This window comes from Streptomyces sp. NPDC030021, assembly GCF_055574035.1.
The window spans coordinates 349,652-372,138 of the sequence record NZ_JBVIAH010000007.1; the positions used below are offsets into that span (position 1 = coordinate 349,652).

General features: G+C 73.2%; 20 protein-coding genes and 1 riboswitch. Of the genes, 12 read left to right on the forward strand and 8 right to left on the reverse strand.

What is annotated here, in order from left to right; genetic code table 11:
• Nucleotides 1–122: 122 nt before the first annotated feature.
• The 3 genes from ACZ4YL_RS16945 to ACZ4YL_RS16955 are packed head-to-tail and all read left to right on the forward strand — an operon-like array spanning nt 123 to nt 4,920.
• On the forward strand, nt 123–1,133 hold the full coding sequence (locus ACZ4YL_RS16945; protein ID WP_301371679.1) for an AAA family ATPase: 1,011 nt from the start codon (nt 123–125) through the stop codon (nt 1,131–1,133).
• Nucleotides 1,133–2,509, forward strand: a complete 1,377-nt coding sequence (locus ACZ4YL_RS16950; RefSeq protein WP_468117199.1) for a DUF58 domain-containing protein — start codon at nt 1,133–1,135, stop codon at nt 2,507–2,509. The genes ACZ4YL_RS16945 and ACZ4YL_RS16950 overlap by 1 nt, the downstream gene beginning before the upstream one ends.
• Nucleotides 2,506–4,920 carry a transglutaminase TgpA family protein gene (locus tag ACZ4YL_RS16955; protein ID WP_468117201.1) on the forward strand — a complete coding sequence of 805 codons (2,415 nt, stop codon included), beginning with the start codon at nt 2,506–2,508 and terminating at the stop codon, nt 4,918–4,920. The genes ACZ4YL_RS16950 and ACZ4YL_RS16955 overlap by 4 nt, the downstream gene beginning before the upstream one ends.
• Nucleotides 4,921–5,382: 462 nt before the next feature.
• Here ACZ4YL_RS16955 and ACZ4YL_RS16960 read toward each other — a convergent pair whose 3' ends face one another.
• From ACZ4YL_RS16960 to ACZ4YL_RS16970, 3 genes are read right to left on the reverse strand one after another with little or no spacing between them, the layout of a single operon-like run.
• Nucleotides 5,383–6,015: a TetR/AcrR family transcriptional regulator gene (locus tag ACZ4YL_RS16960; RefSeq protein WP_030016832.1), complete on the reverse strand. Its 633-nt coding sequence runs from the start codon at nt 6,013–6,015 to the stop codon at nt 5,383–5,385.
• A 29-nt stretch (nt 6,016–6,044) separates the two neighbouring features.
• Nucleotides 6,045–8,141 carry a YhgE/Pip family protein gene (locus ACZ4YL_RS16965; protein WP_468117203.1) on the reverse strand — a complete coding sequence of 699 codons (2,097 nt, stop codon included), beginning with the start codon at nt 8,139–8,141 and terminating at the stop codon, nt 6,045–6,047.
• Nucleotides 8,113–9,003 (reverse strand): ATP-binding cassette domain-containing protein, encoded by an 891-nt coding sequence (locus tag ACZ4YL_RS16970; RefSeq protein WP_468117204.1) that lies wholly within the window; start codon nt 9,001–9,003, stop codon nt 8,113–8,115. The genes ACZ4YL_RS16965 and ACZ4YL_RS16970 overlap by 29 nt, the downstream gene beginning before the upstream one ends.
• Before the next feature lie 172 nt (nt 9,004–9,175).
• Between ACZ4YL_RS16970 and ACZ4YL_RS16975 the strand changes: the two genes are divergently transcribed.
• The 5 genes from ACZ4YL_RS16975 (at nt 9,176) to ACZ4YL_RS16995 (ending at nt 13,375) form a co-directional block, all read left to right on the forward strand.
• Nucleotides 9,176–9,670 (forward strand): SAV_6107 family HEPN domain-containing protein, encoded by a 495-nt coding sequence (locus ACZ4YL_RS16975; protein WP_351156221.1) that lies wholly within the window; start codon nt 9,176–9,178, stop codon nt 9,668–9,670.
• A gap of 73 nt (nt 9,671–9,743) precedes the next feature.
• Nucleotides 9,744–10,502 (forward strand): methyltransferase, encoded by a 759-nt coding sequence (locus ACZ4YL_RS16980; protein ID WP_468117206.1) that lies wholly within the window; start codon nt 9,744–9,746, stop codon nt 10,500–10,502.
• A 294-nt stretch (nt 10,503–10,796) separates the two neighbouring features.
• Nucleotides 10,797–11,198 carry a DUF3040 domain-containing protein gene (locus ACZ4YL_RS16985; protein ID WP_150257083.1) on the forward strand — a complete coding sequence of 134 codons (402 nt, stop codon included), beginning with the start codon at nt 10,797–10,799 and terminating at the stop codon, nt 11,196–11,198.
• An 82-nt stretch (nt 11,199–11,280) separates the two neighbouring features.
• A complete protein-coding gene (locus ACZ4YL_RS16990; protein WP_468117208.1) occupies nt 11,281–11,907 on the forward strand; it encodes a DUF4126 domain-containing protein in 627 nt (208 codons plus the stop codon).
• A 49-nt stretch (nt 11,908–11,956) separates the two neighbouring features.
• Nucleotides 11,957–13,375, forward strand: a complete 1,419-nt coding sequence (locus ACZ4YL_RS16995; RefSeq protein WP_468117209.1) for a phytoene desaturase family protein — start codon at nt 11,957–11,959, stop codon at nt 13,373–13,375.
• A 4-nt stretch (nt 13,376–13,379) separates the two neighbouring features.
• Here ACZ4YL_RS16995 and ACZ4YL_RS17000 read toward each other — a convergent pair whose 3' ends face one another.
• The 5 genes from ACZ4YL_RS17000 to ACZ4YL_RS17020 form a co-directional block, all read right to left on the reverse strand.
• On the reverse strand, nt 13,380–14,258 hold the full coding sequence (locus ACZ4YL_RS17000) for a hypothetical protein (protein WP_468117211.1): 879 nt from the start codon (nt 14,256–14,258) through the stop codon (nt 13,380–13,382).
• Nucleotides 14,259–14,308: 50 nt separating this feature from the next.
• Nucleotides 14,309–15,223 carry a methylenetetrahydrofolate reductase [NAD(P)H] gene (metF, locus tag ACZ4YL_RS17005; RefSeq protein WP_468117212.1) on the reverse strand — a complete coding sequence of 305 codons (915 nt, stop codon included), beginning with the start codon at nt 15,221–15,223 and terminating at the stop codon, nt 14,309–14,311.
• Between the two features lie 142 nt (nt 15,224–15,365).
• A complete protein-coding gene (thiE, locus tag ACZ4YL_RS17010; RefSeq protein ID WP_468117214.1) occupies nt 15,366–16,001 on the reverse strand; it encodes a thiamine phosphate synthase in 636 nt (211 codons plus the stop codon).
• A 73-nt stretch (nt 16,002–16,074) separates the two neighbouring features.
• Nucleotides 16,075–16,440 carry an Rv2175c family DNA-binding protein gene (locus ACZ4YL_RS17015; RefSeq protein WP_382549497.1) on the reverse strand — a complete coding sequence of 122 codons (366 nt, stop codon included), beginning with the start codon at nt 16,438–16,440 and terminating at the stop codon, nt 16,075–16,077.
• A gap of 227 nt (nt 16,441–16,667) precedes the next feature.
• Entirely contained in the window at nt 16,668–17,888 is a 1,221-nt protein-coding gene (locus tag ACZ4YL_RS17020) for an NAD(P)/FAD-dependent oxidoreductase (protein WP_468117216.1), read from the reverse strand.
• A gap of 81 nt (nt 17,889–17,969) precedes the next feature.
• Nucleotides 17,970–18,081, forward strand: a riboswitch (TPP riboswitch).
• On the opposite strand from ACZ4YL_RS17020, the gene thiO reads away from it, so the two are divergent.
• The 4 genes from thiO to pknB all read left to right on the forward strand — a co-directional run bounded on the left by thiO (nt 18,079) and on the right by pknB (nt 22,487).
• Nucleotides 18,079–19,257, forward strand: coding sequence for a glycine oxidase ThiO (thiO, locus tag ACZ4YL_RS17025; protein ID WP_468117218.1), 1,179 nt, complete (start codon nt 18,079–18,081; stop codon nt 19,255–19,257). (Overlaps the previous riboswitch by 3 nt.)
• A complete protein-coding gene (gene thiS / locus ACZ4YL_RS17030) occupies nt 19,254–19,454 on the forward strand; it encodes a sulfur carrier protein ThiS (protein ID WP_468117220.1) in 201 nt (66 codons plus the stop codon). The genes thiO and thiS overlap by 4 nt, the downstream gene beginning before the upstream one ends.
• Before the next feature lie 5 nt (nt 19,455–19,459).
• The gene (locus ACZ4YL_RS17035; RefSeq protein WP_314248778.1) at nt 19,460–20,254 is read left to right on the forward strand and encodes a thiazole synthase; all 795 of its coding nucleotides are present in this window, start codon (nt 19,460–19,462) and stop codon (nt 20,252–20,254) included.
• Between the two features lie 316 nt (nt 20,255–20,570).
• A complete protein-coding gene (pknB, locus tag ACZ4YL_RS17040; RefSeq protein ID WP_468117222.1) occupies nt 20,571–22,487 on the forward strand; it encodes a Stk1 family PASTA domain-containing Ser/Thr kinase in 1,917 nt (638 codons plus the stop codon).

A 22,487-nucleotide genomic window follows, 5' to 3' on the forward strand; every position in this document is an offset into this window, starting at 1 on the left:
AACGCCGTCAAGAATGCGGGATGGCACCACCCGGGATCCCCGGGGCCGGTGTCCGTGTTTCGGGGTGGGCCGGTTCATGCGCCAAGGGCGTCGGCCCTGGGAAAGGGCCGAGGAGAACCAAGGTGACGACGTACGACGACCGAGCGAGCCTCGCGGATCTGACCAGCACGGTGGAGCGGGTGCGCCGGTCGGTCGAGAGCGTGATCGAGGGCAAGCCCGAGGTCGTGCGCCTCGCGCTGACCGTGCTCCTCGCCGAGGGACACCTGCTGATCGAGGACGTACCCGGCGTCGGCAAGACGATGCTCGCCAAGACGCTCGCCAAGTCCATCGACTGCTCGGTCCAGCGCATCCAGTTCACGCCGGACCTGCTGCCCTCCGACATCACCGGTGTCAGCATCTACGACCAGCAGCGCCGCGAGTTCGAGTTCAAGCCGGGCGCGATCTTCGCGCAGATCGTCATCGGTGACGAGATCAACCGCGCCTCGCCGAAGACCCAGTCCGCGCTGCTGGAGTCGATGGAGGAGCGCCAGGTCACCATCGACGGCACGACCTACACGCTGCCCAGCCCCTTCATGGTCGTCGCCACCCAGAACCCGGTGGAGATGGAGGGCACGTACCCGCTGCCCGAGGCCCAGCGCGACCGCTTCATGGCCCGCGTCTCCGTCGGCTACCCCAGCCCCGAGGCCGAGCTCCAGATGCTCGACGTGCACGGCGGGGTCTCCCCGCTCGACGACCTGACCTCCGTCGCGCACTCCCACGAGATCGTCAAGCTGATCGAGGCGGTCCGCGAGGTGTACGTGGCCGAGCCCGTCAAGCGCTACGTCGTCGACCTGGTCTCCGCCACCCGCACCCACCCCGACCTGCGGCTCGGCGCCTCGCCCCGGGCCACCCTGCACCTGCTGCGCGCCGTGAAGGCCTCCGCCGCGCTCGCCGGCCGGGACTACGTCCTGCCCGACGACGTCCAGGCCCTGGCCGCCCCGGTCCTCGCGCACCGGCTGCTGCCCACCGCGCAGGCCCAGCTGAACCGCCGCACCGCCGAGCAGGTCGTCGGCGAGATCCTGCAGCGCACCCCCGTACCGGCCGCGCACGCCCGCGGCGAGATGCCGCCCGGCGCTGGCATCCGGGGCTTCTGATGAGCGCCGGTGGCCCGCGCGGCGCCGGTGGCCCGGGGGAGGGTGGCGGACTGCGCGCGTCGCTGTCCGGACTGACCACCCGCGGCCGCTCGTTCCTGGCCGCCGGGATAGCCGCCGCCGTCTGCGCGTACGTCCTGGGCCAAGGCGAACTGCTGCGGGTCGGCATGCTGCTCGCCCTCCTGCCGCTGATCTGCGTCTACGCCCTCCACCGCACCCGCTTCCGGGTCTCCGGCAGCCGCCGGCTCAGCCCGGGGCGGGTCCCCGCGGGCAGCGAGGCCCGCGTGCAGCTGCGCATGGACAACGTCTCCCGGCTCCCCACCGGCCTGCTGATGCTCCAGGACCGGGTGCCCTACGTACTGGGCCCGCGCCCGCGGTTCGTACTGGACCGGGTCGAGCCCGGCGGCCGCCGCGAGGTGTCCTACCGGGTCCGCTCCGACCTGCGCGGCCGCTATCCGCTCGGCCCGCTCCAGCTGCGCCTCTCCGACCCCTTCGGGCTGGTCGAGCTGACCCGTTCCTTCAGCACCTACGACATCCTCACCGTCATCCCGCGCACCGAGCCCCTGCCGCCGGTCCGCCTGGCCGGCGAGTCCAACGGCTACGGCGACGGCAGCCGCCGCTCCCTGGCCCTGGCCGGCGACGACGACGTGATCCCCCGCGGCTACCGGCGCGGCGACGACCTGCGCCGCGTGCACTGGCGCTCCACCGCCCGCTACGGCGAGCTGATGGTCCGCCGCGAGGAGCAGCCGCAGCGCAGCCGGGCCACCGTCCTGCTGGACACCCGACGCCTGGCCTTCGACGGCGCCGGCCCCGACTCCGCCTTCGAGTGGGCCGTCTCGGCGGCCGCCTCCAGCCTGGTGCACGTCCTGGAACAGGGCTTCTCCGCACGGCTGCTCACCGACACCGGCGACGCCGTGCCCGGTGAGGGCGGCGGCGGTTTCTCCTCCGGCGGCCAGGAGTCCGCGGAGGCCTCCGGGCTGATGATGGACACCCTCGCGGTCGTCGGGCACTCCGACGGCGCCGGGCTCTCCCGCGCCTACGACGCGGTGCGCTCCGGCGGCAGCGGCGGCTTCGGCGGAGCCGGCGGTGACGGGCTCCTCATCGCCTTCTTCGGCGACCTGGACGACGTACAGACAGAACTGGCGGCCCGGATGCGCCAGCGCACCTCCGGTGCCGTGGCCTTCGTACTGGACTCCGCGAGCTGGGGCGGACAGCCCGCCCCGGGGCACGCCGTGCCCCCGCTGGAGGAGCGGCTGCGCAGGCTGCGCGACGCGGGCTGGACCGCACTGGCCGCCCCGCCCGGGGTGGCCTTCGGCGAACTGTGGCGCCAGGCCGGAACCGCGCGCGTCGGTACGGGAACCTCCGGAGGTCGGGAATGAGCGGGCGGGCGAAACTGACGCTGTTCGCGGCACTGGCGACGCTGCTCACCTCGTGGTCGCTGAACCCGCTGGTGGACTCGCAGGCCTGGCTGCTGCAGGCGGCGCTGCTGCTCGCCGTGCAGAGCGCGGTGGGCGCCGGGGTCCGGCGGGTGCCGCTGGCCCGGACACTGACCGTGGCCGCGCAGGCGCTGGTGTCGCTGCTGCTGCTCGCGTTCCTCTACGCAGGCAAGGGCGAGTCCCACGGGGACGGGCCGCTGGCCTACCTGGTGACCGACTTCGGCGCGCTGGTCGGTCAGGGCGTCCGGGACGTGGGCGAGTTCGCGATCCCGGCTCCGCTGACGGACGGCATCAAGCTGCTGCTGGTGTCCGGCGTGCTGCTGATCGGGCTGCTGGTGGACACCCTGGCGGTGACCATGCGCACGGCCGCCGCGGCCGGGCTGCCGCTGCTGGCGCTGTACTCGGTGGCCTCGGGCCTGGCGGGCGGCGGGGACGCCTCCTGGTTCTCCTTCCTGCTCGCGGGCTGCGGCTACCTGATGCTGCTGCTGTCCGAGGGCCGTGACCGGCTCGCCCAGTGGGGCCGCGTCTTCGGCGCCACCCCGCGCCGGGGCGCCGCCGACTCCGGCCTCGGCAACGGGGCGGGCGGGCAGGCGACGGCGCCCGTGAAGTTCGGGCGGCGGATCGGCGCGGTGACCCTGGGCCTGGCGCTGGCGGTGCCGGCCGTCCTGCCCTCGCTCGGCGGCGGTCTGCTGGGCGGCACGCAGGACGCCGACGAGGACGGCGGCGGCACGGGCGGGACGATCTCGGCGGTCAACCCGCTGGTCTCCCTGCAGAGCAACCTGAACGCGCAGGACAACCGCGTGATCCTGCGGTACCGGACCAACAGCCCGCAGCAGGGCGAGCAGTACCTGCGGATCGTGGCCCTGGACGAGTTCAACGGCGTCAAGTGGGAGGCCTCCGGGCGGGCCCTGATCGACGTGCCCGAAGAGCTGCCGGCACCGCCCGGGCTCCGTGCCCCGGTCAGCGGCAGCGCGGTCGAGGTCACCACCAGCATCTCGGCGGCGGACTACTACACCCAGCGCTACCTCCCCATGCCGTATCCGGCGACGTCGGTGAACGTCGGCGGCAAGTGGCGGTTCGAGCCGGCCGGCCGGACCCTGGTCGGCGACCAGCTGGGCCGCGACAGGTTCCAGAACGTCCAGGGCGCCGAATACACAGTGCGCAGCCTGCTGCTGAAGCCGACGGCCCAGCAGCTCCAGAAGGCCCCGGAGCCCGACCCGGCGATCCGGGAGGAGTACACGAAGCTCCCGGACAACCTGCCGCCGGTGGTCGCCGAGCGGGCCCGTCAGGTGACGCAGGGGGCGAAGGACGACTACACGCGGGCCGTGAGGCTGCAGGACTACTTCGCCGTGAACGGCGGGTTCCGCTACAACACGAAGACGGCCTCGGGCACGGGTCCGCAGGCGGTCGCCCGGTTCCTCGACGACAAGGAAGGCTTCTGCGTCCACTTCGCCTTCTCGATGGCGGCGATGTCCCGCTCGCTGGGCATCCCGGCCCGCGTCGCGGTGGGCTTCACGCCCGGCGAGAAGCAGTCGGACGGCAGCGTGAACGTGTCGATGCGCGACGCGCACGCCTGGCCCGAGCTGTACTTCGAGGGTGTGGGCTGGACCCGCTTCGAGCCGACGCCCCGCTCCGGCATCAACATTCCGGACTACTCCCGGGCCCAGACGCCGGCCGCCCAGCCGTCCGCGCCGGCGCCGTTGCCCTCGCAGAGCGCGGCGCTGCCGTCGACGGCGCCCTCGGCGACCCCCGAGTGCCCGCCGGCCCTGAAGAAGCTCGGCGAGTGCGGCGCCGCGGCGCCCGTGCAGAACGCGAGCGGCGGCGGCGGGCCGTCGGTGACGACGGTCCTCGGCTGGGCCGCTCTCGTGGTGGCGGTGCTGGGCCTGCCCCTGCTCCCGCTGCTGTGGCGGACCCGGCTGCGGGCCAGGCGGCTGGCGACCGGGGAGGTACTGACGGCCTGGCGGGAACTGGGCGACACCGCCTGGGACGCGGGTGTGGTCCCGGACGAGGCGCTGTCCCCGCGCCGGGCGGCGAGCCGGATCGTGGACCTGGGCCGCCTGGAGCCGGAACCCGCGGCGGCCGTGCACCGGGTCGCCGGTGCGGTGGAACGGGCCCTGTACGCGCCCCCGGGCGCGGAGGTCTCGTACCCGGAGCTGGCGGACGACGTACTGCTGGCCCGTACGGGCCTGCTGGCGTCCGCGGACAGGCTCCCCCGGCTGCGCGCCCTGCTGCTGCCCCGCTCGGCGGCCCGCATCTCCTGGGCCCTCTCGGCCCGCCGGTCCGCGGTCACCTCGGCGGTGTCGACCCGCCTGACCGCCGCCCGCCTCCGGCTCCCGCTGAGGAACCGCGGCTGAGGCACCTTTCGCCTCAAACGCCGGCGGGGCTGGAATATCCCGCCCCGCCGGCGTTTGAGGCGCGGGGTCCGGGGCGGAGCCCCGGCAACCGTGGCGCGCCGCCCCACGAGCCGCCGAACCCGCGGACGCGAAACGGCGGACGCGAAACGGCGAGGCTCGATCCCCCCGAGCCCCGCCGCTTCACGTATCGCTTCACCGGGTCGCCGATCCCTCGTCGTCCCCCGTCCCGGTCACGGAAGGAGGCACCCGGTCCGCTCCGCAGCCCCGTGTCGGCGGTGCGGACCGGGTCTCCTGTCCGTTGCTCCCATTCTGGCGTCCGCGCAGGTGGGAGCCCATCCGCGCACGTACTCATTTCCGTGCCTAGGTGCGGATACTCAGCCGCCGCGGCCGGCCCCACCAGTTCTACGGGGCGGCGCGCCCGCGCGGCACCGCCGACTGGGGGGTGTGCCGGCGCGCCGGGACTCAGCGGTTGCCGCTGACCCGGCCCCGCAGCAGCAGCGACAGCGCCGAGTGCACGTCGTCCAGGGACCGCTCGCTCTGGAAGGACTGCCAGTCCAAGGCGGCCACCAGCACCATCCCGACCATCGCGGCCGCCGTGAGCGGCACATCGATCTCGGCGCTCAGCTCACCGCGTTCGACGCCCTCGCGCAGCACCTTCTCCACGACGGCCACCGCCTCCTGCCGGACCACCATCAGCGTGGACTGCCACGCGCGGTTGGTGCGCCACAGCTCGGCGACGTACAGCTGGGTGAAGGCCGGGTACCGGTCGATGAAGACGAGCCCCGCGCGGATCATGGCGTCGAGCGCCTCGACGCGGCTGCCGCCGCGGGCCTCCGTCTCCTCGGCCGCGGTCCGCAGGGAGACCGTCAGCAGGCCGACGCCGTGCCTCAGCAGCTCCTCGAAGAGCTCGTTCTTGCTCGCGAAGTTGTAGTAGACGGTGCCTTTCGCGACGCCCGCCCGCTCGGCGATCTCATCGACCGTGGTCGCGGAGAAGCCCTGCTCGGCGATCAGGGTGACCGCCGCTTCGTAGAGCTTCTGCCGGGTGATCGCACGACGGCCCCCGCCGGTACCCGTACCGGTGCTGCTGCTTTCCATGGCGCTGATTGTCACAGGTCAACACGTCCCTACAGGCTCAGTTCCGGGTGCAGTCGGTCCATGGTCCACACCTGCTTGCCGCGGGCGGCGAGCGCGGTGAGGGCGAGGGCGCCGGCGGTGAAGGCCAGCAGGACCGCGCCACCCTGCCAGACCGGGGCGAGGTCGCCACCGGTGATGAGGCGGCGCAGGCTCTCGACGATGTACGACATCGGCAGGTACGGGTGGATCCAGTTGAAGAAGTCCGGGCTGGTCTGGACGGGGTAGGTGCCGCCCGCCGAGGTCAGCTGGAGCATCAGGACGGCCAGCACCAGGATGCGGCCGGCGGCGCCGAACTTGGCGTTGAGCCACTGGACGATCGCCGCGAAGCAGCCGGTGACCAGCATCAGGAAGCCGATGGTCAGGGCCGGGTGGGCCATCTTCAGGCCGAGGCCGGGCGCCCAGTGCAGTACGGACATCAGCAGGGCCACCTGCGCGGTGCCGAGGCCCGCCACGGGCAGCCAGCCGGCGAGGGCGACCCGCCAGGGCGAGGCACCGGCGGCCAGGGCCCGCCGGTTCAGCGGGGCGATCAGCATGTAGGCGACCATCGAGCCGACCCAGAGGGAGAGCGGGATGAAGTAGGGCGCGAAGCCGGTGCCGTAGTTGGGCGCCTTGTGCAGGGACTGGTTGGCGAGCTGGATCGGGTCGGCCATGACCTGGGTGCGCTGGTCGCGCTGCTGCTGGTCGTAGTCGGGGATCTTGCCGGCCCCCTCGTGCAGGCCGCCGGCGAGCTCGCCGGTGCCGTCGACGAGCTTGTACATGCCGCCGTCGAGCTGGTGGGCGCCGTCGCCGAGCTTGCCGACGCCGTCGGTGAGGGCGCCGGAGCCGGTGGTGGCGGAGCCGAGGCCGGTGTGCAGCTGGGCCATGCCGGCGGACACCTTGTGGGCACCGGCGTTGAGGGCGTTGACCTTGGCGACGGCCGCGTCGAGGTCGCTCGCGAGCCGTGGGGCCTTGTCGACGAGCTCGCGGGCCTTGTTCTCCAGGTCGGTGAGCTGGGTGCGGAGCTTGGCGACGTCACCGTTGGCGTTCTTGGCCAGGGTGCTGACGTCCCCGCTGAGCTCGGCGGCCTCGGCCGTGCTGTCCCTGACCGTCTTCAGGTCGGGGCAGGAGGCCAGGTGCGGTTCGCCGCCGGGGGTCACGCAGTGCTTGGTGTAGTACGTGTCGGCGACGGTGGCCGCCTTCTTGGCGGCAGCGGCGGCGGCCGGGGCCTTCTCGGCGAATTTGTCGAGGTGGTTGCGGACGACCTTCGCGCTGTCGGCGACCAGCTCGGCGGTGTCGGCCAGGTTCTTGGGGTCCTTGACGAAGGGGCGGGCCTTGTCCGCGGCCCCGTTGACCTTGTCGGCCAGCGCCTGGGTACCGTCCGCGACGTCCTTGGAGCCGGTCTCCAGCTTGCCGGCCGCCGTGTTCAGCTTCTGCAGGCCGCTGTTGAGCTCGCCGGACTTCTCCTGCGCCGTGTCGAGGCCGTCGGCGAGCTCCTTGGCGCCTTCCTGGGCCCTGCCCGCGCCGTCCTTGAGCTTGTCTGCGCCGTCGGCCGCCTCGGCGGTCTTGTCGTGCAGGTCGGAGAAGTTGACGAAGATCTTGTCGAGGAAGCCGCGGGAGGCGTTGGCGGACGCCGCGGAGCGGACCTCGGAGAAGACGGTGCGCGAGATCGAGCCGACGATGTAGTTGTTGGCGTCGTTCGTGCGGACCTGGAGGGCCCCGGTGGTCGGGTCCTCGCCGGAGCTGGAGGCGATCTTCGCGCTGAAGTCGGCGGGCATGGTCAGGGTCAGGTAGTACGTACCGTCCTCCAGGCCCTTGGCCGCCTCCTCGGCGCTCGCGTCGTGCCATTCGAAGGACTTCTTGCTGGCGTGCAGCTTCTTGGCGATCTCGGCGCCGGCGTCGAGGCGCTTGCCGTCGACGGTCGTGCCCTTGTCGTCGTTGACGACGGCGACGGGCACCCTGTCGAGGTTCTTGTAGGGGTCCCAGAAGGACCACAGGTACAGGGCTCCGTAGAGCAGCGGCAGCAGGAGCAGCGCGACGAGAGCGGCCCGTGGCAGCTTCCCCCGCCCGAACCGCTTCAGCTCAAGCGCGGCCAGCTTCGGCGAGCGCATCGTCCGCCCCCTTCGTGTCGTCGTTCCCGGAATCGCTCTTGGTGTCGCGCTTCGTGTCGTGCTTCGTGTCGTGCTTCGTGTCGATCTCGGAGCTGCTGCCGGCGTCGGCGTCGGCGTCGCCCTGCGCGACGGCGGGCGCGCCCGGCCCGTCCGGCCCGGCCGGCTCCTTGGGTGAGGTCCGCAGGACGATCGCGTCGGCGGGCGCCTCGCTGCACACCGCGAGGACGGTGATCCCGCGGGCGGCGACCGAGCGGAGCAGGTCCCAGGCCTCGGCGCGTTCGGTGTCCGACAGCTTGAGGTCGAGGTCGTCGAGGGCCAGCAGCCCCGGGGAGCCCAGCAGCGCGATGGCGACGGACAGCCGCACGGACTCCAGGCGTTCCAGGTCCCGTACGGAGGTCCGCTCGCCCTTGGGCAGCGTGGCGAGGTCCAGTCCGGCGGCCTCCAGGGCGGCGGCGATCCGCGCCTCGGCCGCGGCGCGGCGCTCGGCCCGGGGCCGCAGCATCGCGCGGACCGGAGCGCCGTAGTGGCGCTGGAGCAGGGCGCCCTCGCGCAGCTGTTCCGCGACCGTGAGGGCCTGGTCGAGCTCGTTGACCCCGGTGACCGGGCCGAGTGCGGCGATCCGGCGGACCGCCGTCATCCGCTTCGGCAGCCGGTGGCCGCCGACCTCGGCGTGGCCCCGGGTGGGCTTCATCCGCCCGGTGAGGGCGAGGAGCAGGCAGGTACGACCGCTGCCGGAGGGGCCTTCGACCGCGATGAGCGAGCCGGGCGCCGCGTCGATACCGACTCCCCGGAAGGCCCAGCCTCGCGGGCCCTTGAGTCCGAAGTCCTCGGCCTTGACGGCCGCGCCGTGCGGGCTGTCCACGCCGTCCCCCTTCTTTTTGAACTGACCGGTCAGTTCAAAAACTAGCATCCTTCTTCGCACCAGGTGCGCAGGAGGGGGCAGTTGCCCGGTTCGTGACCGTAAAAGCCCAGGTCAACGCAATTGTCAGTGGGGCACGTCACGATGGGGGCAACGCATCGACAGGAGGTTCGTCATGGCCACACCGTCCCCGTCCCCTGTCCACCCCGTCCTGCGCAAGTCGACGGCCCCACCGGCAGCCCTCGATCTGCTCGCCAAGGCCCACAGCGGCCTGGCCGAGGCCGCCCGGCTGACCCGCCCCAACGAGCGCTACGCCACCGCCCACCTCGCCGCGCTGCGCACCGCCGCGGCCGTGCTCGCCGCGCGCGCCCGGCCCGAACCGGTGAACCCGCGCCGGCGGCCCCGGATCCGCAGCGCGTGGGAGGTGCTGCCCGAGATAGCGCCGGAGCTGGCCGAGTGGAGCGCCCTCTTCGCCTCCGGCGCCGCGCGCCGGGCCAGGGCCGAGGCGGGGATAGCGGACGCGGCGAGCCGCCGGGACGCGGACGATCTGGTGCGGGCGGCCTCGATGTTCCTTCGCCTGGTCGAGCGGATGCTCACCGTCCGGACGGCACCCCAGCCCCTGGAGAAGACCCTGCCGCAACCACGTCCGGAGCATCCGGACGCGGGATGAGCTGCCCGGCGGCGGAAGGCAATAGGGTGGGCCAGGACCGCTCACCCTTTACCGCGCCGAGGAGCCATCAGCCGTGTCGGACACTTCCCGCCCCCGTGCCTCCCTCCGCACCGCCGTGGTGTGGGAGGTCCTCAAGGAGGCGCTCGACCGCCGGGTGAAGGCGACCGGGCGGGATGTGCTGGACGTGCTCGACACCGGTGGCGGCACCGGCAAGTTCGCCGTGCCGGTGGCCCGTCTGGGCCACCGGGTCACCGTGGTCGACCCCAGCCCGAACGCGCTGTTCGGGCTGGAGCGCCGGGTGGCCGAGGCCGGTGTCGCCGATCTCGTGCGCGGCGTCCAGGGCGACGCCCAGGGCCTGTTGGACGTCGTCGAGCAGGACGCCTACGACGTGGTGCTCTGCCACGGCGTGCTGGAGTACGTGGACGACCCCGCGGAGGGCGTGGCCAACACGGTGGCCGCACTGCGGGCCGGCGGGACGCTCAGCCTGCTGGCCGCCGGTCTCGGCGGGGCCGTGCTGGCCCGCGCCCTGGCCGGGCACTTCACGGAGGCCCGTACCGCCCTCACCGACCCGGCCGGCCGCTGGGGCTCCGGCGACCCGGTACCGCGCCGCTTCACCGCCGAGCAGCTCTCCGAGCTGGTCGGCGGCGCCGGCCTCGCGGTCGGCGCGGTGCACGGCGTGCGGATCTTCGCCGACCTCGTGCCCGGGGTCCTGGTGGACACCGAGCCCGGCGCCGTGGAGGCGCTGCTGCGCCTGGAGGAGGCCGCCGCCGAGCTGCCCGCCTTCCACGCGGTCGCCACCCAGCTGCACGTCCTGGGTGAGAAGCGAGCCTGAACCGCGGCCTTCCGCTCGCGGAGTCGGCCACACACCCTCCGATCCGCCGGTCGGCCCCGTATGATCAGGTGCAAGACCGGCATGGTGGACGGACCATTGGGGAATAAGCGCCTCAGTGACCGCCCCCGCGGCGGTACGGTTTTCACGCAGCGCTTTCACCGGCTGCGTCATTTCTGGGCCGCGTCCATTTGGAACGCGGCGTAGAGGGCGGGTGTCACGGGGGCGATTCCCCGCCTATCCTGAAGGGGACCCCTGGTCGCTACCCCCCGCGACCGACGGATGAGGAGGACTCCCGTGCCGCTCTCGGAGCACGAGCAGCGAATGCTCGAGCAGATGGAGCGAGCGCTGTACGCCGAAGATCCCAAGTTCGCGACAGCGCTTGAGGGAAGCGGACTGCGTACGTACACCCGGCGACGGGTCTACCAGGCAGTCGCAGGCATTGTGGTGGGTATCGCGCTCCTCATGACCGGTGTGATCATTCCGAACGTGCTCTGGATCAGCGTGGTGGGTTTCCTCGTCATGCTGGGATGTACGGTCCTGGTGGTCACCGGTTGGCGCAAGGCACCCAAGCCTGGCGAGCAGCCCGTCTCCGGAAGTACCGGCGGTCCGGCCCATGGCCGGAACCGGCAGCGTCGGTCGATGATGACCCGCATCGAGGAACGGTGGCAGCGCCGCCGTGACGAGCAGGGGCACTAGCCCCGGACAACGTGGGTGAGGGGATGGCCGCTGTGCGGCCGTCCCCTCACTTTTCTGCGTTTCCGTACGGCATGATGATCCGATGAGTGTGCTCCCCCTGGTCTTCACCAGCGGCTGGGCCAGTGGGATCAACGCTTACGCCGTGGTCCTCCTGCTCGGCATCTTCGGCCGCACCGGCCTCACCGACGACGTTCCCGCCTCCCTGCAACGCACGGACGTGCTGATCGTCGCGGCGGTGCTGTTCCTGTGCGAGGCGATCGCCGACAAGGTCCCGTACATGGACTCGATATGGGACACCGTCCACACGGTGATCCGGCCGGTGTCCGGTGCGGTGATCGGTGCGCTGCTGGCCGGGCAGACCGGCTCGCTCCCCGAGATCACCGCTGCCGCGGTCGGCGGCTCCACAGCGCTGGCCAGCCATTTCGTCAAGGCCGGAACCCGGATGGCGATCAACACCTCGCCCGAGCCCTTCACCAATGTGGGGATGAGCATCGCCGAGGACCTCGGCGTGGCCGGGCTCGTCACCTTCGCGATGTTCAACCCCGAGGCCGCCGCGATCATCGCGGCCGTGCTGCTGGCCATCGGGCTGGCCATACTGTTCTTCCTCTGGAGCCGGATCCGCCGCTTCCTGCGCCGCCGCGCCCAGCGCCGCGAGGAGAAGCGGCTGGCCGTCGGGGCCCGTGAGACCACCGGGGCCCCACCCCGCTGACCACAGGGTCATCAAGGGGGCCGGCACGGGGGTCGATAGGCTCGGCCGCATGGCACGAATTGCGGTGATCGGCGCCGGCATGGGCGCGATGGCTACGGCGGCCCGGCTGGCCGTGGCGGGGCACCAGGTGACGGTGTACGAACGCGGGACGACCTACGGCGGAGCCGTGGGCCGGTACGAGCGCGAGGGCTTCGCCTTCGACACCGGGCCCGGGCTGCTGCACCTGCCGGCCGTCTACCGCGATCTCTTCGTGAAGACCGGCAAGCGGCCGCTGGAGACCTGCGTCGACATGGTCCAGGTGGACCCGGCCGTCCGGCACGTCCTCCCCCACCACGGCATCGACGTCACCCTCCCCGGCGCCTCCCGCGGCGGTGTCGCCGCCGCCCTGGAATCCGCCTTCGGCCCGGGCGCGGGCGAGCGCTGGAACGCCGTCCTGGGCCGCGCCCGCGATGCCTGGGACGCCACCCGGCGCCCGCTGCTGGAGGAGCCGCTGCGGCCCGGCGCCCGGCAGAGCCTGGGCGGCGACCCGTACCCGGCCCTGCGCCGGAGCGGCCTGCTGCGCCGCCGGACGCCGACCCTCGCCGAGGTGGCCGACCGGGAGCTGGGCGGCGCCCTCGCGGAGCTGCTGACCGGCCTGGTGCGCGGGTACGGGATCGACCCCGCCACCGCACCGGCCTCGGCGGCCGTGCTCCCGTACATGGAGCAGACCTTCGGCAGCTGGTACGTGCGCGGCGGGATGCGGGCCCTGGCCACCGCCGTGTACGAGCGCTGCCTGGAGCGCAAGGTCGCCTTCGTCTTCGGGGCGGAGGTCCGGGAGGTCCTGGTCACGGACGGCCGGGCAGCCGGTCTGCGGCTGGCCGACGGCACCGAGGCGGCCGCCGACACCGTCGTGTGCGGGATCGACCCCCGGCAGCTGCCGGCCGGTTCCCTGCCGTGGCCGCCGGAAGCGGTCCCCGCCCGCGGGGACGGCGTACCGGGGCGGATCACGCTCCTGCTCGCGCTGCGCGGCCCCCGCCCCGCCACCGCCGTGCACCGCACCCTGGTCCACGCCTCCGGGACGCAGGTCAGCGTCATGCGCCCGGACGATCCGGCCACCCGGCCCGACGAGGAGCACGAGGCGGTCACCGTGAGCGCCGTGCCCGGACCCGGGACCTCGGACCCCGCCGAGCTGCTGAACCTCGCCGAGAAGGCCGTACAGGGGCTGCGGGAGCGGCTGTTGTGGCACGAGGTGCGTACCCCGGCCGACATCGAGGCGGCGACCGGTGCGCTGGGCGGCGCGGTGCCCCCGCCCGCCCTCGCGGGGGCGGGGGGCCGGCTGCTCCAGCCGGCCAACACCACGGCCGTGCCCGGGCTCTACCTGGCGGGCGGCTGGGCCCACCCCGGCGGCGGGCTGGCGCACGCCGGGATGACCGGGGCCCTGGTGGCCGGACTGATCGTGGAGGGCGCGGAGTTCCGCGGCTCGCAGTGAGCCGTCAGTAGCGGTACTGCTCGTACCCGCCCTGCTGGGGGTACGGGTACTGCTGCTGCTGCGGCTCGCCCTGGTCCTCCATCGGGTAGGACTGGCCGGCCCCGTCGGTGGACCGCTGCTGCGGGACCCAGACCCCGCCGGGCGGGGTGTCCGTGGAGTACTGCTGCTGCCCGTAGTCGGCGTACGGGGTGTAGTCGTACGGCTGGGGCGGGACGACGCCGCCGCCGGTGCCGATGTACGGGTCCGAGTAGGCGGCGTAGACCTGCTGCTGGTCGCCCGTCGGGTAGCCGCCCGAGTAGTCGTAGCCGCCCTGGTTCTGCTGGTCGTAGTACGCCGCGTACTGGTGGGCGTCCTGCTCGGCCGTGGTGAACGGCGAGGCGAAGGCCGCCGTCCGGTCGGCCTCGGGCGCAAGACTCTGTATCCCGTAGGACCCGGTGTCCTCGGGCACCGGCTCCGGGCTGTAGACCACCGGGGGCGCGTCGCGGAACGACCGCTCCTCCGCGGCCCCGTCCCCGGCGCCTTCGGTGCCGGCGTCTGCGTCCTCGTACTGCAGCGCGGTGACCTGGAGGGCCGGCTCCTGCTTGGTGCCCGCGGCCCGGCGACGGCGCGTCTGCCGTACGGGCTTCCCGCCGCGGCGCAGCGCCCAGCCGGCGACGAAGCCCTTGCGGAAGGACAGCGTGACCAGGGTCTGGCCCACGGCGAACGCGAGCGCGCCGGCGCCGATGACCGGCACCGACGGCAGTATCACCCCGGCGACCACGCCGAGGAAGCCGGCGAAGGCGAGCAGGCGCCAGCGGAGCCGGGCCTTGTACTGCATCAGGACCTCGGCAAGCAGCCACAGCGCGACGAAACCGAACGCGATGTAGAGGACCGTCATTCCCATGCATGGCCCCTCTCGGTACGGCCGCCGGCGCGGGAACGGGGGGCGGCCGCTCAGGCCCGCTGGTGCAGGCCCAGGTTCTCGTAGATTTCGAGAGTCGCCGTGGAATTGTTGAGCGTGATGAAGTGCAGCCCCGGGACACCCTCGGACAGCAGTCGCGCGCAGAACTCCGTGGCGAACTCGATGCCAATGGAGCGTACAGCGGCCGGGTCGTCCTTGACGGCGAGCATGCGCTCTTTCACGTCCGCGGGGAAGGCCGCGTTGCTGAGCTGGGGCAGTCGGTCGAGCTGCTTGATACCCACAACAGGCATGACCTCGGGGATGATCGGGGTCTCGCAGCCCGCCTTCTCGACGCTGTCGCGCAGCCGCAGATAATTCTCCGGATCGAAGAACATCTGGGTGATCGCGTAATCGGCACCGGCATGGCACTTGTCCACGAAGTGCCGGATGTCCGTGTCCCAGTCCGCCGAACGCGGGTGCATCTCGGGGAAGGCGGCGACGCCGACGCAGAAGTCGCCGGACTCCTTGACCAGCCGGACCAGGTCGGCGGCGTAGTGCACGCCCTCGGGGTGCGCCACCCACTCGCCCATCGGGTCACCCGGCGGGTCTCCGCGCACGACGAGCATGTTCCGGATCCCGGCGTCCGCGAACTGCCCGATGACATTGCGCAGCTCGGCGACCGAGTGGTCCACGGCGGTGAGGTGCGCGACGGGAGTGAGCGTGGTGTCCGCGGCGATTTCCTGGGTGGCCTTGACAGTGCCGCCGCGGGTGGAGCCGCCGGCTCCGTAGGTCACGGAGACGAAACTGGGGGATACCGCCTCGACCCGGCGCAGGGCGTTCCAGAGGTTGCGTTCGCCCTTCTCCGTCTTCGGGGCCCAGAACTCGAAGGAGTACGAGCGCCCGGACGCGAGGAGGTCGCGGACCGTGTGTGCACGATCCGACCAGGTGGAAGCGGTACCAGAGGCCATGTGGGCAGGTTAGACGCGGCCCGGCGGACACCGAAGCCTTGTCCACGTTTTGGACACGTTTTTGGACACTTGGAGGGCCTGCTCTGGCCGGAAGGCGTCCGTTCGGGGTAACGCGACCACCCGCAGGCCGGGCGGACGGGTCTCAGCCGAGGCGGGCCCGGACCCGCTTGGCGAGCTCCGCGGCGGCCGCGCCGGGGTCGGTGGCCTCGGTGAGGGCGCGGACGACCACGATGCGGGTGGCGCCGGCGTCCAGTACCTGGTCCAGGTTCGAGCCGTCGATGCCGCCGATGGCGAACCAGGGGCGGTCCTGCTCCAGGGAGGCCGTGTACCGGACCAGGTCCAGGCCCGGGGCGTGGCGGCCGGGCTTGGTGGGGGTGGGCCAGCAGGGGCCGGTGCAGAAGTAGTCCACGCCGGCTTCGGCGACGGCCGCGTCGACCTCGTCCTCGGCATGGCAGGACCGGCCGATCAGCACCCGCTCGCCGAGGATGGCACGGGCCGCGGGGACGGGGATGTCGCCCTGGCCGAGGTGCAGGACGTCGGAGCCGATGGCGTGGGCGACGTCGGCGCGGTCGTTCACGGCGAGGAGCTTGCCGTGGCGGCGGGCGGCCTCGGCGAAGACCTGGAGGTGTTCGAGCTCCTCCCCCGCCTCCATGCCCTTGTCGCGGAGCTGGACGATGTCCACGCCGGAGGACAGGACGGCGTCGAGGAATGCGGGGAGGTCACCCTGGCGCTTGCGGGCGTCCGTGCAGAGGTAGAGCCGGGCGTCGGACAGCTGCATGGGTGTACCCCCCGTGATGGATGCGGTGTACGGGCCGCGGCCCGTACACCGCTGTGGAGCGAAGGCGATCAGGTCAGAGGGCGAGCGCCTGAGCGCGGCGCTTCACCTCCGTGCCGCGATTCTCGCTCAGCGCCTGCACGGGAGTGCCAGGCAGGGTCGGATCCTCGGTGAAGAGCCATTCCAGGATCTCCTCCTCGGAGAAACGGTCGTCGCGCAGCACGGTCAGCAGACCGACGAGGCCCTTGACGACCTTGTCGCCGTCGATGAAGGGGGCCGGAACCTGCAGGGAGCGGTTCTCGCCCCGGCGGACGGCGATGAGCTGCCCTTCCTTGACCATCTGGCGGACCCGGGTCACCTCGATGTTCAGCATCTCCGCGATGTCGGGGAGGTACAGCCACGAGGGGACAAGGGCATCGATCTTTGCGTCAATCTCGGTCACAGGCACAAGCCTGCCATCTCGGCTCCGCCGCCGGTACCTGAGCAGCCCCGTCCGGGTCGCGGCCGCGCCGGGGATCCGCCCCGGACCCCGCGCCTCAAACGCCGGCGGGGCTGGATTTTCCAGCCCGTCCGGCGTTTGAGGACCGGGTCCGGGCAGAGCCCGGGAAACGGAGAAAGGGCGGGCGGGGACAGGCTCCGCGCAGCGGCACCCGCACCCCGCCCGGGCCGTCAGGCCGTGGCCGACTTCAGCGGGGTCCCGGGGTCGGACACCTTGGCGGGGTCCATGGGGACGCCCGTCTCGATGAGCTTGCGACCCTGCGCCAGGTCGCGCGGGCGGCCCACCGCCAGGACGGCGACCAGTGCGCCGCCGCGCAGCCAGCACACCGACCAGGCGGGACCGGCCGGGTCCCCGCGCAGGAGCAGGGTGTCGGCCCCGCCGTGGTGTCCGGCGTACTGGACGAAGCGCCCGAACTGCTCCGACCAGAAGTACGGCACCGGGTCGTAGACGTGGGCCGGCTCCCCGGCCAGGATGTTCGCCGCGACCGTCCGCGGCCCCTGGAGCGCGTTGTCCCAGTGGTGCACGAGCAGCCGCGTCCCGTACCGCCCGGACGGGAAGGAGGCGCAGTCGCCGACCGCGTACACCCCGGGCAGCGAGGTCCGCAGGTACGCGTCCGCGGTGACCGAGCCGTCGGGGCCGCGCTCCACGCCGGTCCCGTCCAGCCATGCGGTGGCGGGGCGCGCGCCGATGCCCACCACCACCGCGCCGGCGGGCAGGGTCCGCCCGTCCGCCAGCAGGACCCGCCCCTCCTCGATCCCGGCGACCTTCGCCCCGGTGATCAGCTCCGCGCCCGCCTCCTGGTACCAGCGCGCCATCGGCTCGGTGACCTCGGGGGGCAGCGCCCCCGCCAGCACCCGGTCCGCAGCCTCGACCACGGTGACCTCGCAGCCCGCCTCCCGGGCGGCGGTGGCGAACTCGGCGCCGATCCAGCCCGCCCCGACGACCACGGCCCGGGGCGACGCGGCCAGCACCGGGCGCAGCCGGGCCGCGTCGTCCAGGGTGCGCAGCAGGTGGACGCCCGGGACGCCCTCGGTCCCGGGGAGGGTCAGCGGCTGCGCGCCGGTCGCCAGTACGAGGGTCCCGTACGGGACCGGACCCGCCTCGGTGTCCAGCTCGTGGACGGCGGCGCGCAGTCCGGTGACCTCGGTGCCGAGCCTGAGGTCGATGTCGAGGCCTTCGAAGTCGACGTCGAAGGCGGAGTCCTCGGCCTTGCCGAGGAGTACCGCCTTGGACAGCGGGGGCCGGTCGTAGGGCTGGTGGGGTTCGGCTCCCAGCAGGGTCACGGGGCCGGTGTAGCCCTGTTCGCGCAGGGCCACCGCGGTCTGCACCCCGGCCATTCCGGCGCCGACGATCACGACGCCGTGCTGATTCTGTTCCGTCTGCTCGCTCACGCCGCCACCCTAATCATCTGACGCTCCGTCAGGAATAGGTGCCGCCTTACCCGGCATCCACCGCCGGGTTAGTCTGGCCACCGTACCTATCGCGGGAGTCCGGCGCACCGGGCTGAGAGGGAGGCTGGCCGGCCTCCGACCGTACGAACCTGATCCGGGTCATGCCGGCGAAGGGAGGGGCTGGACGCCCATGCACTCATCCCGAACATCTCGGAAGGGATCCGACGTCCTCGTCATCGGGGGCGGAATCATCGGCCTGGTCACCGCCTGGCGGGCCGCCGCGCGCGGACTGAGCACCGTACTCGCCGACCCCGCACCCGGCGGCGGCGCCGCCCAGGTCGCGGCCGGCATGCTCGCCCCCGTCACCGAACTGCACTACGGCGAGGAAGCCCTGCTGGGCCTCGGCCTCGCCTCCGCCGCACGCTATCCGCAGTTCGCCGCCGAGCTCGCCGAGGCCAGCGGCGGCCTGGACATCGGCTACCGCGCCTGCGGCACCCTCGCCGTCGCCCTCGACGCCGACGACCGCCTCCACCTGCGCGAACTGCACGCCCTGCAGCGCCGCTGCGGCCTGGAATCCGAGTGGCTCACCGGCCGCGAGTGCCGCCGCCTGGAACCCATGCTCGCCCCGGGCGTACGCGGCGGCCTGCGCGTCGACGGCGACCACCAGGTCGATCCCCGCCGCCTCGCGGCCGCCCTGCTGGCCGCCTGCGAACGCGCCGGCGTGACCATCCACCGGGCCGGCGCGGAGCGGCTGCTCACCACCACCGACCGGGCGACCGGAGCCCTCCTCGACGACGGCACGGAGCTGCTCGCCGACCAGGTGGTCCTCGCCGCGGGCTCGTTCACCGGCCGGCTGGCGGGCGTACCGCCGGAGGTCGCGGCCCCCGTACGGCCGGTCAAGGGACAGGTCCTGCGGCTCACGGTGCCGGCGGCGTACGCGCCGTTCCTGTCGCGGACCGTACGGGCCGTCGTACGCGGCAGCCACGTCTACCTGGTGCCGCGCGAGAACGGCGAACTCGTCGTCGGCGCCACCAGCGAGGAACTCGGCTGGGACACCACCGTCACTGCGGGCGGGGTCTACGAACTCCTGCGCGACGCCCACGAACTGGTCCCCGGCATCACCGAACTCCCGCTCACCGAGACCCGGGCGGGACTGCGCCCCGGATCCCCCGACAACGCCCCGCTGCTCGGCCCGACCGACCTGCCGGGCCTGCACCTGGCCACCGGGCACTACCGCAACGGGGTGCTGCTCACCCCGCTCACCGGCGAGGTCCTCGCCGAGCTGCTGGCCACCGGCGAACTGCCGGAGATCGCGCGCCCCTTCACCCCCCGCCGGTTCTCCGCCGCACGTCAGGAGTCGTACGCATGACCATCTCCGTCAACGGCGAGCCGCGCGAGGTCGCGGCCGGCGCCACCCTCGACACGGTGGTCGCCACCCTGACCACCGCCCCCTCCGGCGTCGCCGCCGCACTCAACGAGACAGTGATCCCGCGCGGGCAGTGGCCGGCCACCGTCGTGGGCGACGGCGACCGGGTCGAGATCCTGACCGCGGTACAGGGAGGCTGAACGGCATGGCGGACGACCTCTTCACCCTCGGCGGCCGGACCTTCACCTCCCGCCTGATCATGGGCACGGGAGGGGCCCCGAGCCTGGACGTCCTGGAACGCGCCCTCGTCGCGTCCGGCACCGAACTCACCACGGTCGCGATGCGGCGGCTGGACCCCACGGTCCAGGGCTCCGTCCTGTCCGTGCTGACCAAGCTCGGCATCTCGGTCCTCCCCAACACGGCGGGCTGCTTCACGGCGGGCGAGGCCGTCCTCACGGCCCGGCTGGCCCGGGAGGCGCTCGGCACGGACTGGATCAAGCTGGAGGTGGTCGCGGACGAACGGACCCTCCTGCCGGACGGCGTCGAGCTGCTGGACGCCGCCGAGATCCTGGTGGACGAGGGCTTCACGGTCCTCCCGTACACCAATGACGACCCGGTGCTCGCGCGGAAGCTGGAGGACGTGGGCTGCGCGGCGATCATGCCGCTCGGGTCCCCCATCGGGTCCGGCATGGGCATCCGCAACCCGCACAACTTCGAGCTGATCACGGAGCGCGCGTCGGTCCCGGTCATCCTGGACGCGGGCGCGGGCACGGCGTCGGACGCGGCCCTTGCGATGGAACTGGGCTGCGCGGCGGTGATGCTGGCCTCGGCGGTGACCCGCGCGCAGGAGCCGGTCCTCATGGCGTCGGCCATGCGCGACGCCGTCTCGGCGGGCCGCCTCGCCTTCCGCGCGGGCCGCATCCCCCAACGCCGCTTCGCCGAAGCCTCCTCCCCCACGGAAGGCCGCGCCACCCTGGACCCGGAGCGGCCGGCGTTCTGAGGGGAGGCGGGGCGGGGGCTTCGGTGGGCGGGAGCTGCTCGGGCGGAATCAGAGTGGCGTATGGGGGTTTCCCGCACGCCGCGAAGCCACCCCGCCACCGTCCGACCCCGCCCACCGAGGACCCGCACCCCACCACCGTCCGGCCTTGCGCTCCCCATGCGCCCCGGCGCCGAGGGGGCGGGTGGGCAGCCACCGGCCCGGGGCGCCGCGCCGCGGGGGTGAAGGCCCCGCCCCCGCGACCCCGCCCACGTCACAGGTGCGCTGCAAGGCGACCGGCCGGGGTGGGGGCTCCGGGGCGGGCTCGTAGAATCGCCGGGTGGATACGACCCTGGATGACCCCCTCGTCGGGCGCGTGCTCGACGGCCGCTACCGCATCGACGCCCGCATCGCGGCCGGCGGCATGGCCACGGTCTACCGGGCCCTCGACACCCGCCTCGACCGCGTACTCGCCCTGAAGGTGATGCACCCGGCCCTCGCCGCCGACGCCGCCTTCGTCGACCGGTTCATCCGCGAGGCGAAGTCCGTCGCCCGGCTCGCGCACCCGAACGTGGTCGCCGTCTTCGACCAGGGCACGGACGGGCCGTACGTGTACCTGGCCATGGAGTACGTCTCCGGCTGCACCCTGCGCGACGTGCTCCGCGAGCGCGGTGCGCTCCAGCCCCGGGCCGCCCTCGACATCCTCGAACCGGTCCTCGCCGCCCTCGGCGCCGCCCACCGGGCCGGCTTCGTCCACCGCGACATGAAGCCCGAGAACGTGCTGATCGGGGACGACGGCCGGGTGAAGGTCGCGGACTTCGGGCTGGTCCGGTCGGTCGACTCGGTGACCAACACCACCGGCTCCGTCCTCGGCACCGTCTCCTATCTGGCGCCCGAGCAGATCGAGAACGGCATCGCCGACACCCGCGTGGACGTCTACGCCTGCGGTGTCGTCCTCTACGAGATGCTCACCGGCTCCAAGCCCCACACCGGCGGCACCGCCGCGCAGGTGCTCTACCAGCACCTGCACGAGGACGTCCCGCCCCCGTCCGCCGTGGTCCCGGGGCTCGCCGTCGGGCTCGACGAGCTGGTCGCGCAGGCCGCCGCCCGCAATCCCGACCTGCGCCCCTACGACGCCGCCGCCCTGCTCGGCCTCACCCGCGAGGCCCGCGCGCTGCTCAGCGACGCCGAGCTGGACGCCGTACCCCCGCAGGCGCGCGCCGAGGAGCGCTCGTCCGCCGAGGACCGCACGGGGGTGATCCCGCGCCCGGTGGCCGCGCAGCAGCCCGTGCAGCACACCTCCCGCCTGGAGATGCCCCCGGCGCCGCCCGCTCCGCCCGCGCACCGGCCGGCCGCCCTCGCGCGGCGGCCCCGTCGCGGGGTGCTGCTCGTCATCGCGGGCGTGCTGCTCGCGCTCGGGCTCGGGGTCGGGGTCTGGTACATCAACTCCGGGCAGTTCACGAAGGTCCCCAACCTGCTCGGCAAGACCGAGGCGCAGGCCCGCTCCCAGCTGTCCGCGGCCGGGCTCGGGGTGAAGGGGGTGAACCGGAAGTTCAGCGACGCCTTCGAACGCGGGACGGTGATGAACACCGATCCTCCGGGCGGCCGGCGGATCCGCGGCAACGACGCGGTGACCATCACCCTCTCCCGCGGCCCCGAGGTCGTGGCCGTGCCCAACCTGAAGGGCCGGCCCCTGGAGGAGGCCAACGCAGAGCTGACGCAGTCCGGGCTGGCGCCCGGCATGGTGACGCAGGCCTTCAGCCAGGACATCGCCCAGGGTTCGGTGATCAGCACCAATCCGGCGGGCGGCGAGAAGCGGGCGCCCGACACGGCGGTCTCGCTCGTCGTCAGCAAGGGCCGCCCGGTGCCGGTGCCGAGCGTGACCGGGATCCCCGCCGACCAGGCGACGGCGGCCCTGGAGGCCGTGGGCCTCAAGGTCGCGACGGCTCCCGAGCAGGTCAACGCCCCCTTCGCCGCCGGTACGGTCGCCAACCAGTCGGTCGGCGCCGGCACCCAGGCCGCGGCCGGGGACACGGTCACGCTGACCGTGTCCAAGGGTCCCCGGCAGATCCCGGTCCCGAACGTGACCGGCCAGGACGTGGACGCGGCCCGCAAGGCGCTGGAGGCCGCCGGCTTCAAGGTGAAGGTGGACCGGCCGCTGATCTCCTTCAGCAACACGATCGACACCCAGTCGGTGCCGGCCGGGCAGAACGCCCCCGAGGGCAGCACGATCACCATCAAGACCAAGGGGCTGTAA

Bases quoted from the DNA above. Each gene is read 5' to 3' on its own strand.
- ACZ4YL_RS16950 (WP_468117199.1), top strand. From the start codon at position 1,133: ATGAGCGCCGGTGGCCCGCGCGGCGCCGGTGGCCCGGGGGAGGGTGGC.
- ACZ4YL_RS16955 (WP_468117201.1), top strand. From the start codon at position 2,506: ATGAGCGGGCGGGCGAAACTGACGCTGTTCGCGGCACTGGCGACGCTG.
- ACZ4YL_RS16960 (WP_030016832.1), bottom strand. From the start codon at position 6,015: ATGGAAAGCAGCAGCACCGGTACGGGTACCGGCGGGGGCCGTCGTGCG.
- ACZ4YL_RS16965 (WP_468117203.1), bottom strand. From the start codon at position 8,141: ATGCGCTCGCCGAAGCTGGCCGCGCTTGAGCTGAAGCGGTTCGGGCGG.
- ACZ4YL_RS16975 (WP_351156221.1), top strand. From the start codon at position 9,176: ATGGCCACACCGTCCCCGTCCCCTGTCCACCCCGTCCTGCGCAAGTCG.
- ACZ4YL_RS16990 (WP_468117208.1), top strand. From the start codon at position 11,281: ATGAGTGTGCTCCCCCTGGTCTTCACCAGCGGCTGGGCCAGTGGGATC.
- ACZ4YL_RS16995 (WP_468117209.1), top strand. From the start codon at position 11,957: ATGGCACGAATTGCGGTGATCGGCGCCGGCATGGGCGCGATGGCTACG.
- ACZ4YL_RS17000 (WP_468117211.1), bottom strand. From the start codon at position 14,258: ATGGGAATGACGGTCCTCTACATCGCGTTCGGTTTCGTCGCGCTGTGG.
- metF (WP_468117212.1), bottom strand. From the start codon at position 15,223: ATGGCCTCTGGTACCGCTTCCACCTGGTCGGATCGTGCACACACGGTC.
- thiE (WP_468117214.1), bottom strand. From the start codon at position 16,001: ATGCAGCTGTCCGACGCCCGGCTCTACCTCTGCACGGACGCCCGCAAG.
- thiO (WP_468117218.1), top strand. From the start codon at position 18,079: ATGCACTCATCCCGAACATCTCGGAAGGGATCCGACGTCCTCGTCATC.
- thiS (WP_468117220.1), top strand. From the start codon at position 19,254: ATGACCATCTCCGTCAACGGCGAGCCGCGCGAGGTCGCGGCCGGCGCC.
- ACZ4YL_RS17035 (WP_314248778.1), top strand. From the start codon at position 19,460: ATGGCGGACGACCTCTTCACCCTCGGCGGCCGGACCTTCACCTCCCGC.